Origin of the sequence: Microbispora catharanthi, assembly GCF_006334915.2 — a bacterium.
Taxonomy (GTDB): Bacteria; Actinomycetota; Actinomycetes; order Streptosporangiales; family Streptosporangiaceae; genus Microbispora; species Microbispora catharanthi.
Window position 1 is genome coordinate 77653 of the sequence record NZ_VDMA02000010.1, and the last position, 15775, is coordinate 93427.

Genomic DNA, 15775 nt, shown 5'->3' on the forward strand with positions numbered 1-15775 from the left:
AACCTCAGCAGAGGGCGCGGTCGGCCCGGGCCAGGGCGGCGACCAGAGTCCTGATCGTCGCGGGCTCGTCCAGCACGCCCCCCGCGGCCTCGCGCCGTTCCTGCCAGGCGCGCACCCGGTCGGCGTACTTCTCGTAGCAGGCGAGGTGGAAGGCGTACACGGTCGTGAAGCGGCTGACGAGGTGCGAGGGGTGCATGTCCCACCCCTGATAGAAGCCGTGCGCCAGCGAGTGCGACACCAGCGCCGAGTGCCTGCGCAGCAGGGCGTGCACGTCGGCCGCCGCGTCCGAGGCCGGGGCCGCGGCCAGTGAGCCGTCCGACAGCTCCACCCCCGTCCCCGACAGCGCCGTCTGCATGACGTGCCGCGCGTGGTCGCAGGCCGGGTGGTCGAGCCGCTGCTCGCCCGGCGGCAGCCCGAGCGCGGCCGTGTAGTCGAACACTCCGAAGTGGGCCGCCGCCAGCCGCCCGCCCAGCGAGGGCACCAGGTCGGCCGACCGCTGGAGCATGAGCACGGTCTGCGGGGCCTCCACCTGCATCTCGAAGCGCAGTGTGCCTGAGGGCAGGCGCAACGCGCGCTCCAGCGCCTCCAGGCAGCCGGCGAACTGGCGCAGGTAGTCCTCCATCAAGACCTTGGGGAAGGTCACCGTGAACCCGTCCGGAAGCCTGCCGGCCCGCCGCACGACCCCGGTGAGGAACCCGTCGAGCGTGCGCACCGAGCGCAGGGGGTCGCCGTCGGCGAACGACTTCACCCGCAGCCCCCACCTGCGGGGCAGCGTGCCCGCCTCGTGCATCGCGGCCACGGCCGCCGCCGCCGACTCGGCGTGCCGGTCCTCCTCCTCGGGGGAGCGCCCGCCGTATCCGTCCTCGAAGTCGACGCGCAGGTCCTCGATCGGCTCGGCGTGCAGCTTCCGGCGTACCCGGTCGTGCACGGGCTGGGCCAGCTCGGGGTCGAGCTCGAACAGCGCGGCCAGCTCGGCGGGGGTGAACAGGAGCCGGTGGAGGAGGTCGGTCGCGGCGTGCCGCCACTGCTGGACGATCTCCGCCGTCACCCGGTCCGCGGGCACGTACACGGTGTGCACCGGCTGCCATGCGGGTTCCCGTACGGGAAACCGGGCGAGCTGCTCGCGATGGGTGCCGGCGAAGCCGTCGAGCACCCCGTCCACGCCGGTCAGCGTCGTCTCCATGGGGACGATCCTCGCAGAGTCCCGCCACGGTGAGGGCAATCACGCAACGTCGCTGCATGACGACGCAGCGTTGGCTATCCTTTTCCTCGAACAGCCGATCGAACAGGTGAGCGAAAAAGAAACGGCCCCCTGTCGGGGGCCGTAGAGCCCGGGGACGTAGCCGCGGGCGCGGTGACTCCATGTTAGGAGATGATGGCGGTGAGCGACAACCCCGTTCCCCAAGTCGTGCGTGTCGGGGTCTACGTCGACGGGTTCAATCTCTACTACGGGCTGCGCTCCCTACGGGGGCGGCGCTATCTCTGGCTCGATCTACGGGCGCTGGCCCTGCGGCTGCTGAGGACCGGGCAGACGCTGACCGCCGTCCGCTACTTCACCGCTCCCGTCCGAGGCGACGCTCGTGCCCTCGCCTGCCAGCAGACCTATCAGGCGGCCCTGGAGACCCTGGGGGTCGAGGTGGTGCTCGGGCGTTTCCAGGAGCAGCGGGCCTCCTGCCGGGCCTGCGGCGTCTCCTGGCGGACCTACGAGGAGAAGCAGTCCGACGTCGCCCTGGCCGCCGCCATGGTCGGCGACGTCGCGCTCGACCTGGTCGACACAGTGCTGCTGCTGTCGGCGGACTCCGATCTGTGCGCGGCCATCGAGGCGGTGCGCGAGGTGGACGCCCGGCGCGGCGGCAAGACCCGGGTCGTCACCGTCTTCCCGCCCGGCAGGCGCTCGGACGGCCTGCGCCTCGCGAGCGACGCCTGGTTTCCCCTCGGCGAGGCGCTCATCCGGCAGTCGCAGCTGCCCGGCTTCGTGCCCGGCCGCGACGGCGCGCGCTACCACCGGCCGGCCCACTGGTCCTGACCAGGACTCCCCCGAGGACGCGACACCCGTCAGGACCCGACACCCGTCAGGACGGGCCCCCCGGCCGGGCGAGCCGGCCGCACGCGCCCAGCATCGCGTCCCTGCCCACCAGCTTCACCCGTTCGCCCCTGCTCAGGCTGCCGGCCAGCGAGGCCTCCGCGGCCTCGATCGCGAGCCAGTCCTCGTACGTCACCGGGCTCAGCCCGCGCGCGGCGAGCAGGTCGTCCAGCCGGGCGGTCGCGGTTCCCGGCACCGCTTCGGCGAGCAGCGTGCGCACGGTCTCGGCGGCGTCGGACTTGTTCGTCCCGATCACGCCCGTCGGCCCCCGCTTGAGCCAGCCCGCGACGTACTGCCGGTCCGCCGCCTTGCCGGCGACGTTCGGCACCGTCATCGACCCCGGGTCGAACGGCACCCCGGGCAGCGCCACGCTCTGGTAGCCCACCGAGCGCATCACCATGTCCGCCGGGATCGTCTCGAAGTCGCCGGTCCCGACGACCCGCCCGTTCTCCAGCCGGGTCCGCTCCAGCCGCACGCCCTCGACCCGGGACACGCCGAGGATCTCCACGGGACGCAGCCAGAAGCGCACCTCCAGGCGGCGGGGCCGGTCGGCCGTCTTGCGCTCCGACCACGACCGCAGCACGTCCACATTGCCCCTGACCTGCCGCGACAGCGTGGTCATGTCGGCGACCGCGACCTCGTCCGGGAAGGTGAGGACGTCGGCGTTCAGCAGCTCGCCGAGCTCGCGCAGCTCCTTCAGGGTGAATTTCGCGTGCTCGGGGCCGCGCCTGCCGACCATGTGGACGCGCTTCACCTTGGAGGCGGCCAGCCGGTCGAGCACCTCCTCGGGCACGTCGGTGCCGCGCAGCTCGTCGGCCGTCTTGGCCATGATCCGCACCACGTCCACGGCGACGTTGCCGACGCCGATGACGACGACCTCCTCCGCGTCGAGGGAGAAGGCGTCCGGCGGTACGTCGGGATGGCCGCAGTACCAGTTGACGAAGTCGGTCGCCGCGACGCTGCCCGGCAGGTCCTCGCCCGGGACGCCGAGGTGCCTGTCGACCATCGCCCCTGTGCAGTAGACGACGGCGTCGTAGCAGGACAGCAGGTCGTCCACCGAGAGGTCCGCGCCCAGCTCGACGCCGCCCAGGAAGCGCACCCCCGGAGTCTCCAGCACCCTTCGCAGGTAGCCGGCGATCGACTTGATCGACGTGTGGTCGGGGGCCACGCCGTACCGGACGAGCCCGTACGGCGTCGGCAGGCGTTCGAGGACGTCCACCTCGACGGGGTCGTGCGACTGTTTGACCAGTGCCTCGGCCGTGTAGATGCCGGCCGGGCCCGACCCGACGATCGCGACGCGCAGTGTCACCATGGCCTCCAGCAGCGGCGTCTTCAGCGGCGATTCTTCACCATAGGAGGGCGTGCGGCCAGGACCACGGGGAAACCGGCCGCGGCGAGGGCGTGTCGCCGCGGCGGGCGGTCACCATCCGCGGTCTCTGATGACCACCGATTGTGCGTTGCCGGTGGCCTGGTCGATGGCGTGAACGCTCAGCACGCCGTTGGCGTCGATGTCGAAGGTGACCTCGATCCGCGGTACGCCGTGCGGCGCCGGGGGGATGCCGGTCAGTTCGAAGGTGGCCAGCTTCCTGTTGTCCGCCGCGATCTCGCGCTCGCCCTGGTGAACCTGGATCTGCACGGACGGCTGGTTGTCCTCGGCGGTGGTGAAGATCTCCGAGCGCTTCGTCGGGATCGTCGTGTTGCGCTCGATGATCCTGGTGAAGACGCCGCCCTTGGTCTCGAGACCCACGGAGATCGGCAGAACGTCGAAGAGGAAGCCGGGGGTCTCCCCCCGGAGCATCCCGGCATGCAGTGCGGCGCCGATCGAAACGACCTCGTCCGGGTTGACACCCCCTTCGGGCTTCCTGCCGGTCAGCTCCGCGACCAGGCCGGACACGGCCGGCATACGGGTCGAGCCGCCGACCAGGATCACCCGGTCGATCTCGGAGACCCTGATCCCCGCGTCCTTGACGACCTGGTGGAAGGGGCCCTTGCAGCGCTCGAGCAGGTCCGCGGTGATCCGCTGGAACTTCGCCCGGGTCAGCTTCTCCTCCAGGTGCAGCGGACCCTCGGAGGAGGCGGTGATGTAGGGCAGGCTGATCGTGGTCTCGGTCTGGGCCGAAAGCTCGATCTTGGCCTTCTCCGCCGCCTCGCGCAGGCGCTGGAGGACCATTGCGTCCCGCGACAGGTCCACGCCGTGGGCGCGCTTGAAACGGGTCACCAGCTCGTCGACGATCCGCTGGTCCCAGTCGTCCCCACCGAGCCGGTTGTCACCGCTGGTGGCCTTGACCTCGACGAGATCGAGCCGGTCCGAGTCGTCGAGGACGTACACCTCGAGGAGGGACACGTCGAGGGTGCCGCCGCCGAGATCGAAGACCAGGACGAGCTGTTCCTGGTCGGTGCCATGGTCCGCGCAGTAGACCAGGGCCGCGGAGCTGGGCTCGTTGACGATGCGCAGCACGTTGAGACCCGCGCTTCGTCCGGCCTCCTTGGTGGCCTGCCGCTGGGCGTCGTCGAAGTACGCCGGGACGGTGACGACCGCGTCGGTGACCGTCTCACCCAGGTATGCCTCCGCGTCCTGCTTGAGCTTGCGCAGGACGAACGCGCTGATCTGCTGGGGCGTGAGCCTCTTGCCGTCGATCTCGACGGTCCAGTCCGTGCCCATGTGGCGCTTGACCGAGCGGATGGTCCTGCCGACGTTGGTCACCGCCTGCCGCTTGGCGACCTCGCCGACGAGAACCTCCCCGTTCTTCGCGAACGCGACCACCGACGGGGTGGTCCGCGACCCCTGCCCGTTCATGACGACCACGGGTGTCCCGCCCTCGACGACCGAGACGACGGAGTTGGTCGTGCCCAGGTCGATGCCGACGTAGCGTCCGGTGGGAGTGGCCCGGGAGGAAGAGGCCTGCGGTTCGGTCCTGACCGAGTGCACGGGCTCCCGCGCCGTCGGGACGGGCGAGGCGGGACCGGACGGTCCGCGGGCGCTCCGGAGGCTCCATTGGCGGTTGCGCACCAGGCCGATGCGGTCGCCGTTGTCGTACTGGCTGGACCTCGGCTCGGGCATGCCCTGTTTGAGGAGATTTAGCCGAACTATATGTGCTATGTCCGAGAGGGCGAGATATTCGCTCGTGGTCGAAATCCCTTCTCGCAGCACGCGGAGGAGTTGGCCGGTGAACACGGTGTTCCGCTCTCCGGGAAGAGCCAGCGACAGGGCGTTCTTCGCGGATGAGGTCATCACGTACGCGTTGGTCCGGCTGATCTGGGCGTCGAGAAACGACGCGTTGTCGGCCATTCCATGCGCCATGCCGCTGTAACAGCAATCCAGGATCACCACCGCGTTGAGGCAGCGGCGTGTCCGGATGAGGTGGCTCACGTCCGAATACACGACGCTGCGGTACGGCTTGTCCATGGTGGTCGTGGAGAGGGTCAGGCGTAATTCCTGGAAGGTGCGAGAGCCGTGCCCGGCGTAATAGATGATGGCGGTGTCGTTCGCCTTACGGGTCGCCTCCGCGATTGCGTCGAGCACGTCGCCGCCGTCCCGGGGGTCGAGCAGGGTGGTGCAGTTCTCCTCCGGGAGCCCCCAGAGCTCCGGATCGGTGAGAGTCTGCCGCAGGTCGGCCACGTTGGCGCGGACCGCGGGCAGCGGGGGCCACTCCTGGGGGTCCGCGTAGTCGGCGACACCGATCAGCACCGCTCGGGAGGCCCGCGGATCGGGATGGTAGATCATTTCTCCCTTGATTTCGGCTCGGTGAGGTCGAGTTCGCGCAGCAGCTCGATGATCTGCCGCGGATCCCTGGCGGATTTGGCGTCCACTTCCACCGTCCGGTCGCCGTTGGAGATTCTCACGGTGATTCCCGAGGGGCGGCCGCGGAGCCAGCCGAAGACGCCCTCGACCACCGCGACGCCGGCGCCGCCCGTGGTGAACGCCACGAGGAGAGTCTCGGTTATCGGTCCCATCCCGCCTGCCGGCAGGCTTGTGCGGCTTTCTATGGTCGCGCCTCGAAGCGCGTCGTCAATGAGCAGATCTTCCCGTAAGGACTCCAGCTCGACGCCTGTCGATTCGGGTGCGGTGAGCTCGATGGTGAGATTCACGATGCAAGTATCGGCATGCCGCGCAGAGTGGCGCAATGAGCGGAGAAACAGGCCGCGTCCGCGATTCTCCGGCGTGGGCCGGGGCCGCTCATTTCCTCCATATCCCCGCGAACCTCCCGGGGCTCCCGCGCCTCGCGGGGAGGCTGCGGGGGTTTGCGGCGACCCGGCCGCGGGGGTTGCGGCGACCAGGCGGCCGCGATCAAAGTGATGCCCGTGGGCAGTGGGGCTAAAAGACGGGGAAACCCGCGGACGAGAAGGCCGGGCGGTGGCACCCTCCCTGACATGAGGGGACTCCGCGGGGGGCGGGACGAGCCCGGGGCCTCACCGGCCACGGCGTACGGCCCGCAGAACGGTCAAGACGACGGCGACGCGCCGTCGCCGCACGGCTCGGGGCCGGACGGGCTCAGGTATGAGGCGCTGGGGCGGGTCATGGCAGCCCTGTCCGGCGAGGCAGAGACGTTGGAAGCGTGCCGCGACCTCACGTGGTGGCGGGGCACCGACCGCTCCTGGCACATCGAGTGGCGCGACGGCCCGTACGCCGCCGAGGTGGCGGCGCTGCTCCTGGAACGGATCGGCGAGCCGGGCCCGGACGCCGTGCGGGCGGCGCCCGCGGGCCCGGCGACCACGTCGACCGCGATGCTGAACGTGATGGGCGTCACCTTCGTGCTGCGGGCCATCGACCCGTTCGGCATGGAGCGGCTGCGGACCAGGCCCGGCCTGTGGCGGCTGTCGGCGGCGCTGGACGGCCCGGCAGGCCCCGTGGGCATGGGCGGGCGGTCCCGTCAGCACTGGGAGGAACTGCTCGGCGGCTGACATCGGCGGGCCGATATCGGCTCGCCCGTCGTTTACGTGAGGCGGTGGGGCCCCCGGAGTCGATAGCCTTGGGAGCACATCGTCTTCGTCTCGTCTCTCCGGTCGTCTCCGAGGGTCCGCGAGGAGATCCGCATCTCGCTTCCCGAGGAGGCGCCGCGGACGAGACCTCTCACGAGCAAGGAGTAGCCGTGCTGCTGCGTATGTCGACCCTGTTCCTGCGCACCCTGCGTGAGGATCCGGCGGACGCGGAAGTGCCGAGCCACAAGCTGCTCGTCCGCGCCGGCTACATCCGCCGCGTCGCGCCCGGCATCTACTCCTGGCTGCCGCTCGGCAAGATCGTGCTGGAGAACGTCGCGCGGGTCGTGCGGGAGGAGATGGACCGGATGGGCGCGCAGGAGGTGCTGTTCCCCGCGCTGCTGCCCCGGGACTTCTACGAGCCCACGGGCCGCTGGACCGAGTACGGCGACACGCTGTTCCGGCTGAAGGACCGCAAGGGCGCCGACTACCTCCTCGGGCCGACCCACGAGGAGATGTTCACCGACATGGTGAAGGGGGAGTACTCCTCCTACAAGGACTATCCCGTCACCCTCTATCAGATCCAGACCAAATACCGCGACGAGGCCCGGCCCCGGGCGGGCATCCTGCGGGGCCGCGAGTTCGTCATGAAGGACTCCTACTCCTTCGACCTCGACGACGACGGCCTGAAGCGGTCCTACGAGATGCACCGCGAGGCGTACATCCGCATCTTCGAGCGTCTCGGCATCGACTACCGGATCTGCTTCGCGATGTCGGGAGCGATGGGCGGGTCGGCCTCCGAGGAGTTCCTCGCCCCCTGCCCGACCGGTGAGGACACCTTCGTGGCCTGCCACAACTGCGGCTACGCGGCCAACGCCGAGGCCGTCGTCACGCCCGCGCCGCCCGCGGTCACCGCCACGCAGCCGCCCATGCAGGTGCTCGACACGCCCGACACCCCGACGATCGAGTCGCTCGTCTCGTACGTCAACGAGCGCCACAGCCTCGGCATCACCGCCGCCGACACGCTGAAGAACCTCGTCGTCAAGGTCCGCACGCCGGGCTCCGACGAGATCAAGACGGTGATCATCGGCGTGCCCGGCGACCGCGAGGTCGACTTCAAGCGCCTGGAGGCGGCGCTCTCGCCCGGCGTGCCGGAGATCTTCGAGGCCGAGGACTTCGCCCGCCACCCCGGCCTGGTGCGCGGCTACATCGGCCCTCAGGTGCTCAGGGACCTGGGGATCACCTACCTGGTCGACCCGCGCGTGGTGGACGGCTCGGCCTGGGTGACGGGCGCCAACGAGCCGGGCAGGCACGCCGCGCACGTGGTCGCGGGCCGCGACTTCCAGCCCGACGGCACGATCGAGGCCGCCGAGGTGCGGGCGGGCGACTCCTGCCCCCGCTGCGCGCACCCGCTGTCGATCGACCGGGGCATCGAGATCGGCCACATCTTCCAGCTCGGCCGCAAGTACGCCGACGCCGCCCAGCTCGACGCGCTCGGGCCCGACGGCAAGCCCATCCGCATCACCATGGGCTCGTACGGCGTCGGCGTGTCCCGGGCGGTGGCCGTGCTCGCCGAGCAGCGCCACGACGAGCTGGGCCTGGTGTGGCCCAGGGAGGTGGCGCCCGCCGACGTGCACATCGTGGGCACCGGCAAGGAGAACCAGATCGAGGTCGCCAGCACGCTCGCCGAGACCCTCGAGGCGCGGGGGCTGCGGGTGCTCGTGGACGACCGTCCCGGTGTGTCGCCCGGCGTCAAGTTCAAGGACTCCGAGCTGCTCGGCCTGCCCACCGTGCTGATCGTCGGCCGGGGCCTGGCCAACGGCGTGGTCGAGCTGCGCGACCGGGTCACCGGGACCAAGGAGGAGATCCCGCTGGACGAGGCCGTCGAGCGGGTGCTGGCCGCCTGCCGGGCCTGATCGCCGCGGACACAGGGCGCCGCCGTCCCCCATGGGGGCGGCGGCGCCGCCTTTCCCGGGAGCCGCTCCTTGTGCGGGAGCCGCTCACGGCCGTGGGTCGCGGCCCGCGCCGTCTACTGGCCGTCCGGCGCGGACGGCTCCGGCTGGGCCTCCTGGCCGGGTGCGCCGGCGGACCCCGCCGGCCCCGAGGAGGCCGCCGACGGGGACTCGGCCCCCGGAGTGGGGATGGCGACGTCGAAGTCGGCACCGGCTCGGTCCATGCCCGGGAAGGGGCCGATCTTCGGCTGCCAGCCGTACGCCCGGGTCGCGCACTCCTGCGCGGCCAGCGCGGCGATCCGCCGCAGCGCCGGGTCGCGGTCGGCGGCGAGCTCCAGGTAGGCGGTGGTCACCCGCTGCTCCACCAGCACGGCCAGGCGCACCGCGTCGGCCGGTCCGCGCACCTCGAAGGGCAGGCGGTAGGTGGGGCCGGGCTCGGCGGGCGTCCCGCCCCGCTGCGTGATGAGCGTGCGGAGCTGGTCGCGCCGTGCCCGGTGGGCGTCGAACCCCGCGGTGGCGCGCCTGAGCAGCGCGCCGCTCGTCTTCCCGCCGATCACCCCGTACGCGTACACGGCGGCGTGCTCGGCGGACAGGGCCCGGCCGAGCGCGTCGCCGACCGGTGCCCCGGTCGGCGCTCGGGCGGGCTCGGCCGAGGTCTCAGTCACGCACCCTCCCCAGGGCGACGACGTGGACGGCCTCGCACGCGCCGATGCTCGCCAGGAGCTGGGCGAGCGCGGGGGAGGCCGTGGCCATCTGCGCCGGTCGCGCCGACGCCGCGCGCCGCTCGGCGTCCCTGAGCGCCTCGACGGAGACCGCGGACGGGCGCTCCGACGGGGACGCGGAGGACGACGCCGGCGCAGGGCTCGCGGGGAACGTTCCCGTGCCGCTACCGGCGGGCAGGAGCGCGCGCAGGGCCTGCAGATGAGCCGCGTGACGCTGGCGGAACGGCTCCAGCGCGGCGGTCCGGGCGGGCAGGGCGGCGACCGCGCGCCCGTAGAGCGACACCAGTTGCTCCTTGCCCGCGATCAACGAGGTGAGCAGCACGGTCTGCGGATCCGGAGGGGCAGGCGCGGCAGGTTTGCGCGGGGCCGAGGAACAGCCGGCCGCGGCCAGACCGGCCGCGGCGGCGGAGCCCAGCAACGCGCGTCTCGTCACCTGTGCCCCGCCGCTGTGTCTCACGACACAGCATCGTACGGCGCGCCGCCCACTGGTCATCGCCCGTGACCGTGATGATCGTGCACGTGTCGGATCGCCGCTCGGGTGTGGCGCTGTTTCCACCTCCCGGTGTCGATAGGCTGTTGGCACATCGGGCTAGGCACACGGTCACAGCCACACGGTCATTGGGAGGTCGGCATGGGCATCGACGCTCGACGCGGCCGCCTGGTTGAGCTGCTCGGCCCGGTGGTCGCCGCCGAGGGATTCGACCTGGAGGACGTCACGGTCACACCGGCGGGTCGCCGGCGGCTGGTGCGCGTCGTGGTGGACAAGGACGGCGGCGTGAGCCTGGACGACGTGGCCGACGTGAGCCAGTCCGTCTCCAAGCGGCTGGACGAGGTGGACGTCCTCGGCGGCAGCCCGTACGTCCTCGAGGTCACCTCTCCCGGAGTCGACAGGCCGCTCACCGAGCCGCGCCACTGGCGCCGGGCGCGCGGGCGGCTGGTGAAGGCGGAGCTGAGTGACGGCACCTCCGCGGAGGGCCGTGTGACCGAGGCCGACGAGACCGGTGTGGAGCTGGACGGCGCGCGCCGCATCGCGTACGGCGAGCTGGTGCGCGGCCGGGTGCAGGTCGAGTTCAACCGGCGCGACGCCGGGCTCGACGACGAACTTGATGAGGACCTCGATGTCGACGAAGACATCGACGACGCCGACGACGAGGGCTAGGGGGAGCCTTGTGGACATTGACATGAGCGTCCTGCGCAGCCTGGAGCGGGAGAAGGACATCTCCTTCGACCTGGTCGTCAAGGCGATCGAGGACGCATTGCTGATCGCGTACTTCCGCACGGAGGGCGCGGCGCAGAAGGCGCGGGCCGAGCTGGACCGCGACACGGGCCACGTGATCATCTGGGCCGCCGAGCTGGACGAGAACGGCGAGGTCGTGCGGGAGTACGACGACACCCCGTCCAACTTCAGCCGGATCGCCGCCACCACGGCCAAGCAGGTGATCCTCCAGCAGTTGCGCGACGCCGAGGACGAGGTCAACTTCGGCGAGTTCGCCAGCCGCGAGGGCGAGCTGGTCGCGGGCGTCATCCAGCAGGGCAAGGACCCGCGGGTGGTGCTGGTCGACCTCGGCAAGATCGAGGCGATCTTGCCGCACAACGAGCAGGTCCCGGGCGAGGAGTACGCGCACGGCGAGCGCATCCGCTGCTACGTGGTGCAGGTGAAGAAGGGGCCCAAGGGGCCGTCGGTCACCCTTTCGCGCACGCACCCCAACCTCGTGAAGAAGCTCTTCGCGCTGGAGGTGCCGGAGATCGCCGACGGCACGGTGGAGATCGCAGCCATCGCCCGTGAGGCCGGCCACCGCACCAAGATCGCGGTGAGGTCGCGCAAGCCCGGCGTCAACGCCAAGGGCGCCTGCATCGGCCCGATGGGCTCGCGCGTGCGCAACGTCATGACGGAGCTGCACGGCGAGAAGATCGACATCATCGACTGGTCGGAGGATCCGGCCGAGTTCGTCGGGAATGCCCTGTCGCCGGCGCGTGTTTCCCGTGTCGAGGTGGTCGACGCCGACAGCCGCACCGCGCGGGTGATCGTGCCCGACTACCAGTTGTCCCTGGCGATCGGCAAGGAGGGCCAGAACGCCCGCCTCGCCAACCGTCTGACGGGCTGGCGGATCGACATCCGGCCGGACACCGAGCAGGCACCTGCTGATCCCGCTGATGCGTCGGCAAGGTAAGCTGGAATATGGTTGCCGGGCAGCCCCGCTGAGAACATGTGTGGGCTGCCGGGTTCGCACGGTAAAGTCCGAGTTGCTCCGCTTGGTTGTGGTCGAGGGCGTGATCGTCCCCGACACGCGAGGACGGCTCCCGGGACGCGGTGCCTCGTTGCACCCGTCCCCGCGCTGTCTGGAGCTCGCCGAGCGTCGCCGGGCGTTCCCACGCGCGTTCCGCGCGCAGGGATCGCTTGACACGTCGCTCTTGCGGGCTCACTTGGAGGGGTTGACTCCGGGGCGGTCCGGGTGAATGGTTACCGCTGGCCCTCGGTATCGGCTCCGGGAGCCAGGGCACAACGAAATTGTCATGTAGGACGCCGAGTTGATGGGCGGAGTCAGATTGCTATGAGCGCCTGATGAGCACGCGGCGATGAGTACGTTCAGGTAGCGACGGTCCGGCGGCACTGCGAGCCTCCCGGGCCGAGTTAGGGAGTGCAGTGGCGAAGGTCCGGGTATACGAGCTCGCCAAGGAGTTCGGGGTCGAGAGCAAGGTCGTCATGGCCAAGCTCACCGAAATGGGCGAGTTCGTGAGGTCGGCGTCCTCGACGATAGAGGCGCCGGTCGTCCGCAAACTGACCGAGGCGTTCAAGGGTGACGCCTCCAAGGGCGGGGGCAAGCCCGCCCGTCCGGCGCAGCCGAAGCCTGCGCCGAGGCCGGCAGAGAGCCAGGCCAACGGGGGCGCCCCACAGGCGCCCGTTTCCCAGTCCACCGGCGCGGTGGCCAAGCCGGGCCCGAAGCCCGGTCCGCGGCCCGCTCCGCGTCCGGTTCCGATGCCTCACCCGCCGGTGTCACAGCCGGACGCGGCGCGCCCCGAGGCCGCCCGTCCGCAGACGCCTCGCCCGGAGGCCCCGCGTCCCGCGGCCGCCGGCCCGAGGTCGGGTGGCCCCGGCGCCGGTGCGCCCAAGCCGGGCCCCAGGCCGGCTCCGGCCCCGCGCCCGGGTGGCGCACCCGCCGGTCCCGGCGCGCCCACAGGTGGCGCTCCGCGCCCCGGCGGGCCCAAGCCGGGTCCGCGCGGCCCGCGTCCGGGCAACAACCCGTTCTCCTCGACCGCAAGCGGCATGGGTCAGCGCCCCGCGCGGCCCGGCGGCCGTGACGGCGGTCGTCCCGACCGCGGGGACCGTCCCGAGCGTGGCGACGGCGCCCCCCGCGAGCCGCGTCGTGACGGCGCCATGCCGCGTCCGCCGGGCGCGCGTTCCGGCGCTCCGGGCGCCGGCGGCCCGCGTCCCGGACCCGCGGGTCCGCGTCCCGGGCCGGGCATGGGCGGTCCGCGTCCGGGTCCCGGCGCAGGTGGTCCGCGTCCGGGTGGTCCGCGTCCGAACCCGATGATGATGCCGCAGGGCCGTCCGGCCGCGCCGGGCGGCGGTGGCCCTCGTCCCGGCGGCGGCGGCGGTCGTCCCGGTGGTCCCGGCGGCGGTGGCCGTCCGGGCGGCGGCGGCGGTCGTCCCGGTGGGGGCTTCGGCGGTCCGCGTCCCGGTGCCACGGGTGCCGGTCGCCCCGGTGGTCCCGGCGGCGGTCCTGGCGGTGGCGGCGGCGGTTTCGCCGGCCGTCCGGGCGGTGGCGGCGGCCGTGGCCGCGGTGGCGGCACGGCGGGCGCCTTCGGGCGTCCGGGAGGCCGTCCGACCCGTGGCCGCAAGTCCAAGCGCCAGAGGCGCCAGGAGTTCGACAACATGCAGGCCCCGGCGATCGGCGGCGTGCAGGTTCCGCGTGGCGGCGGCCAGATCATCCGCCTCCCGCGTGGCGCGTCCCTGTCGGACTTCGCCGACCGGATCGGCGCCAACCCCGCCTCGCTCGTGCAGATCATGCTGCACCTCGGCGAGATGGTGACGGCGACCCAGTCGGTCAACGAGGAGACGCTGCAGCTTCTCGGCGCCGAGCTGGACTACAACGTCCAGGTCGTCAGCCCGGAGGAGGAGGACCGCGAGCTCCTCGAGTCCTTCAAGATCGAGTTCGGTGAGGACGAGGGCGACGAGGGCGACCTCGCGCCGCGCCCGCCGGTCGTGACCGTCATGGGTCACGTCGACCACGGTAAGACGAAGCTGCTCGACGCGATCCGCCACACCAACGTGGTGGCCCGCGAGGCCGGCGGCATCACCCAGCACATCGGCGCCTACCAGGTGGCGACGACGCACGAGGGCGAGCAGCGGAAGATCACCTTCATCGACACCCCGGGTCACGAGGCGTTCACCGCCATGCGTGCCCGTGGTGCGCAGGCCACCGACATCGCGGTGCTGGTGGTCGCGGCCGACGACGGTGTGAAGCCGCAGACCATCGAGGCGCTGAACCACGCCCAGGCGGCGAACGTCCCGGTCGTGGTGGCGGTCAACAAGATCGACAAGGAGGGCGCGGACCCGACCAAGGTGCGGGCCCAGCTCACCGAGTACGGCCTGGTGGCCGAGGAGTTCGGTGGCTCCACCCTGTTCGTGGACATCTCCGCCAAGCAGGGCGTCGGCATCGACAACCTGCTCGAGGCCATCCTGCTGACCGCGGACGCCGAGCTGGACCTCCGGGCCAACCCGGAGATGGACGCCCAGGGCCTCGCGATCGAGGCGCACCTCGACAAGGGCCGCGGCCCGGTGGCGACCGTGCTCGTGCAGCGCGGCACGCTGCGGGTGGGCGACTCGATCGTCTGTGGTGAGGCGTTCGGCCGCGTCCGCGCCATGCTGGACGACAACGGCGAGACGGTCGACGAGGCCGACCCGTCGCGTCCGGTCCTGGTCCTCGGTCTGACGGCCGTCCCGCGCGCCGGTGACAACTTCATCGTCGTCACCGACGACCGCATGGCCCGCCAGATCGCCCAGCAGCGGGCGGCCAGGCAGCGGATCGCCGACATGGCCAAGTCCGGCCGCCGGCGCACCCTCGAGGAGCTGTTCAAGGACCTCGAGAAGGGCCAGGTCGACGAGCTCAAGCTCATCATCAAGGGTGACGTCTCCGGTTCCGTCGAGGCCCTGGAGGACGCGCTGCTCAAGATCGACGTCGGCGAGGAGGTGCGCCTGCGGGTGCTCCACCGCGCGGTCGGCGCCATCACCGAGCACGACGTCAACCTGGCGATGGGCGACGACAACGCCGTCATCATCGGCTTCAACGTGCGTCCCGAGGTGCGGGCGCGCGACCTGGCCGAGCGCGAGGGCGTGGACATCCGGTACTACTCGGTCATCTACCAGGCGATCGAGGAGATCGAGGCGGCCCTCAAGGGCATGCTCAAGCCGGAGTTCGAGGAGGTCAGGACCGGCACCGCCGAGATCCGCGAGGTCTTCAAGGTCCCGCGGATCGGCAACGTCGCCGGTTCGATCGTCCGCTCGGGCGTGATCACCCGCAACAGCAAGGCCCGGCTCATCCGCGACGGCGTCGTGGTGGCCGACAACCTCACCGTCTCGTCGCTGCGTCGCTTCAAGGACGACGCGACCGAGGTCCGCGAGGGCTTCGAGTGCGGTATCGGTATCGGCTACAGCGACATCAAGCTCGAGGACGTCATCGAGACGTTCGAGATGCAGGAGAAGCCGCGCGTCTGACGCTCCGTCCCGCCGCCCCCGCCACGCGCGGGGGCGGCGGCCGGGCGTCCGTGACGTGGTGACAACGCATGTTCATCGGTGCTCTCACTCTTGACATCCTGCTGGGCGACGTCCGTTCGCTGAAGCAGAAGCGCTCGGTGGTCCGGCCGATCATCGCCGAGATCCAGCGGAAGTACCCCGCCGTCGCCGTCGCCGAGGCGGGCCACCTCGACCTGCACCGGCGCGCCGAGATCGGCGTCGCCGTGATATCGGCGTCCGCGGCCAACTGCGACGAGGTGCTGGACGCCTGCGAACGCCTGGTCGCCTACCACCCCGAGATCGAGCTGCTGTCCGCGCGGCGGCGGCTCTTCAACGACCACGAGGAATAGACGGCCCGGCCCGCGCG

General features: G+C 71.5%; 13 protein-coding genes and 2 pseudogenes. 8 read left to right on the forward strand and 7 right to left on the reverse strand.

The features are described 5' to 3' along the window. Positions 1 to 4 precede the first annotated feature (4 nt). Positions 5 to 1183, reverse strand: a complete 1179-nt coding sequence (locus FH610_RS20025; RefSeq protein ID WP_139576051.1) for a DUF6986 family protein — start codon at positions 1181 to 1183, stop codon at positions 5 to 7. Positions 1184 to 1381: 198 nt separating this feature from the next. On the opposite strand from FH610_RS20025, the gene FH610_RS20030 reads away from it, so the two are divergent. After that, positions 1382 to 2026 (forward strand): NYN domain-containing protein, encoded by a 645-nt coding sequence (locus FH610_RS20030; protein WP_161628034.1) that lies wholly within the window; start codon positions 1382 to 1384, stop codon positions 2024 to 2026. A 46-nt stretch (positions 2027 to 2072) separates the two neighbouring features. Here the strand turns inward: FH610_RS20030 and FH610_RS20035 are convergent, their stop codons facing one another. From FH610_RS20035 to FH610_RS20045, 4 genes and pseudogenes are all read right to left on the reverse strand, one after another. Continuing rightward, the gene (locus tag FH610_RS20035) at positions 2073 to 3395 is read right to left on the reverse strand and encodes an FAD-dependent oxidoreductase (protein WP_139576053.1); all 1323 of its coding nucleotides are present in this window, start codon (positions 3393 to 3395) and stop codon (positions 2073 to 2075) included. 126 nt (positions 3396 to 3521) lie between these two features. Then, positions 3522 to 5012 (reverse strand): annotated as a pseudogene (gene dnaK / locus FH610_RS44530) (molecular chaperone DnaK); the annotation flags it as partial. Positions 5013 to 5168: 156 nt separating this feature from the next. Continuing rightward, a pseudogene (locus FH610_RS44535) lies at positions 5169 to 5807 on the reverse strand (caspase family protein); the annotation flags it as partial. Continuing rightward, entirely contained in the window at positions 5804 to 6172 is a 369-nt protein-coding gene (locus FH610_RS20045) for an effector-associated constant component EACC1 (protein ID WP_139576054.1), read from the reverse strand. The gene FH610_RS20045 and the pseudogene FH610_RS44535, both read right to left, overlap by 4 nt. 282 nt (positions 6173 to 6454) lie before the next feature. On the opposite strand from FH610_RS20045, the gene FH610_RS43745 reads away from it, so the two are divergent. Beyond that, entirely contained in the window at positions 6455 to 6985 is a 531-nt protein-coding gene (locus tag FH610_RS43745) for a hypothetical protein (RefSeq protein ID WP_205825914.1), read from the forward strand. A 188-nt stretch (positions 6986 to 7173) separates the two neighbouring features. After that, positions 7174 to 8916, forward strand: a complete 1743-nt coding sequence (locus FH610_RS20055; RefSeq protein WP_205825915.1) for a proline--tRNA ligase — start codon at positions 7174 to 7176, stop codon at positions 8914 to 8916. 113 nt (positions 8917 to 9029) lie between these two features. Here FH610_RS20055 and FH610_RS20060 read toward each other — a convergent pair whose 3' ends face one another. Both FH610_RS20060 and FH610_RS20065 read right to left on the reverse strand, forming a co-directional pair. Next, entirely contained in the window at positions 9030 to 9617 is a 588-nt protein-coding gene (locus FH610_RS20060) for a ferritin-like domain-containing protein (RefSeq protein ID WP_139576055.1), read from the reverse strand. Continuing rightward, positions 9610 to 10131: a hypothetical protein gene (locus FH610_RS20065; RefSeq protein ID WP_139576056.1), complete on the reverse strand. Its 522-nt coding sequence runs from the start codon at positions 10129 to 10131 to the stop codon at positions 9610 to 9612. Before FH610_RS20065 ends, FH610_RS20060 begins: the two co-directional genes overlap by 8 nt. 174 nt (positions 10132 to 10305) lie before the next feature. Here FH610_RS20065 and rimP point away from each other — a divergent pair, with 174 nt between their 5' ends. The 5 genes from rimP (at position 10306) to FH610_RS20090 (ending at position 15758) form a co-directional block, all read left to right on the forward strand. After that, positions 10306 to 10833, forward strand: a complete 528-nt coding sequence (gene rimP, locus FH610_RS20070) for a ribosome maturation factor RimP (RefSeq protein ID WP_139576057.1) — start codon at positions 10306 to 10308, stop codon at positions 10831 to 10833. A gap of 22 nt (positions 10834 to 10855) precedes the next feature. After that, entirely contained in the window at positions 10856 to 11845 is a 990-nt protein-coding gene (nusA, locus tag FH610_RS20075; RefSeq protein WP_204053599.1) for a transcription termination factor NusA, read from the forward strand. Further along, positions 11829 to 12131 (forward strand): YlxR family protein, encoded by a 303-nt coding sequence (locus tag FH610_RS20080; RefSeq protein WP_139576058.1) that lies wholly within the window; start codon positions 11829 to 11831, stop codon positions 12129 to 12131. Before nusA ends, FH610_RS20080 begins: the two co-directional genes overlap by 17 nt. Positions 12132 to 12318: 187 nt before the next feature. Further along, positions 12319 to 15390, forward strand: a complete 3072-nt coding sequence (gene infB / locus FH610_RS20085) for a translation initiation factor IF-2 (RefSeq protein ID WP_139576059.1) — start codon at positions 12319 to 12321, stop codon at positions 15388 to 15390. A 68-nt stretch (positions 15391 to 15458) separates the two neighbouring features. Beyond that, positions 15459 to 15758: a DUF503 domain-containing protein gene (locus FH610_RS20090; RefSeq protein WP_139576060.1), complete on the forward strand. Its 300-nt coding sequence runs from the start codon at positions 15459 to 15461 to the stop codon at positions 15756 to 15758. Positions 15759 to 15775: the final 17 nt, after the last annotated feature.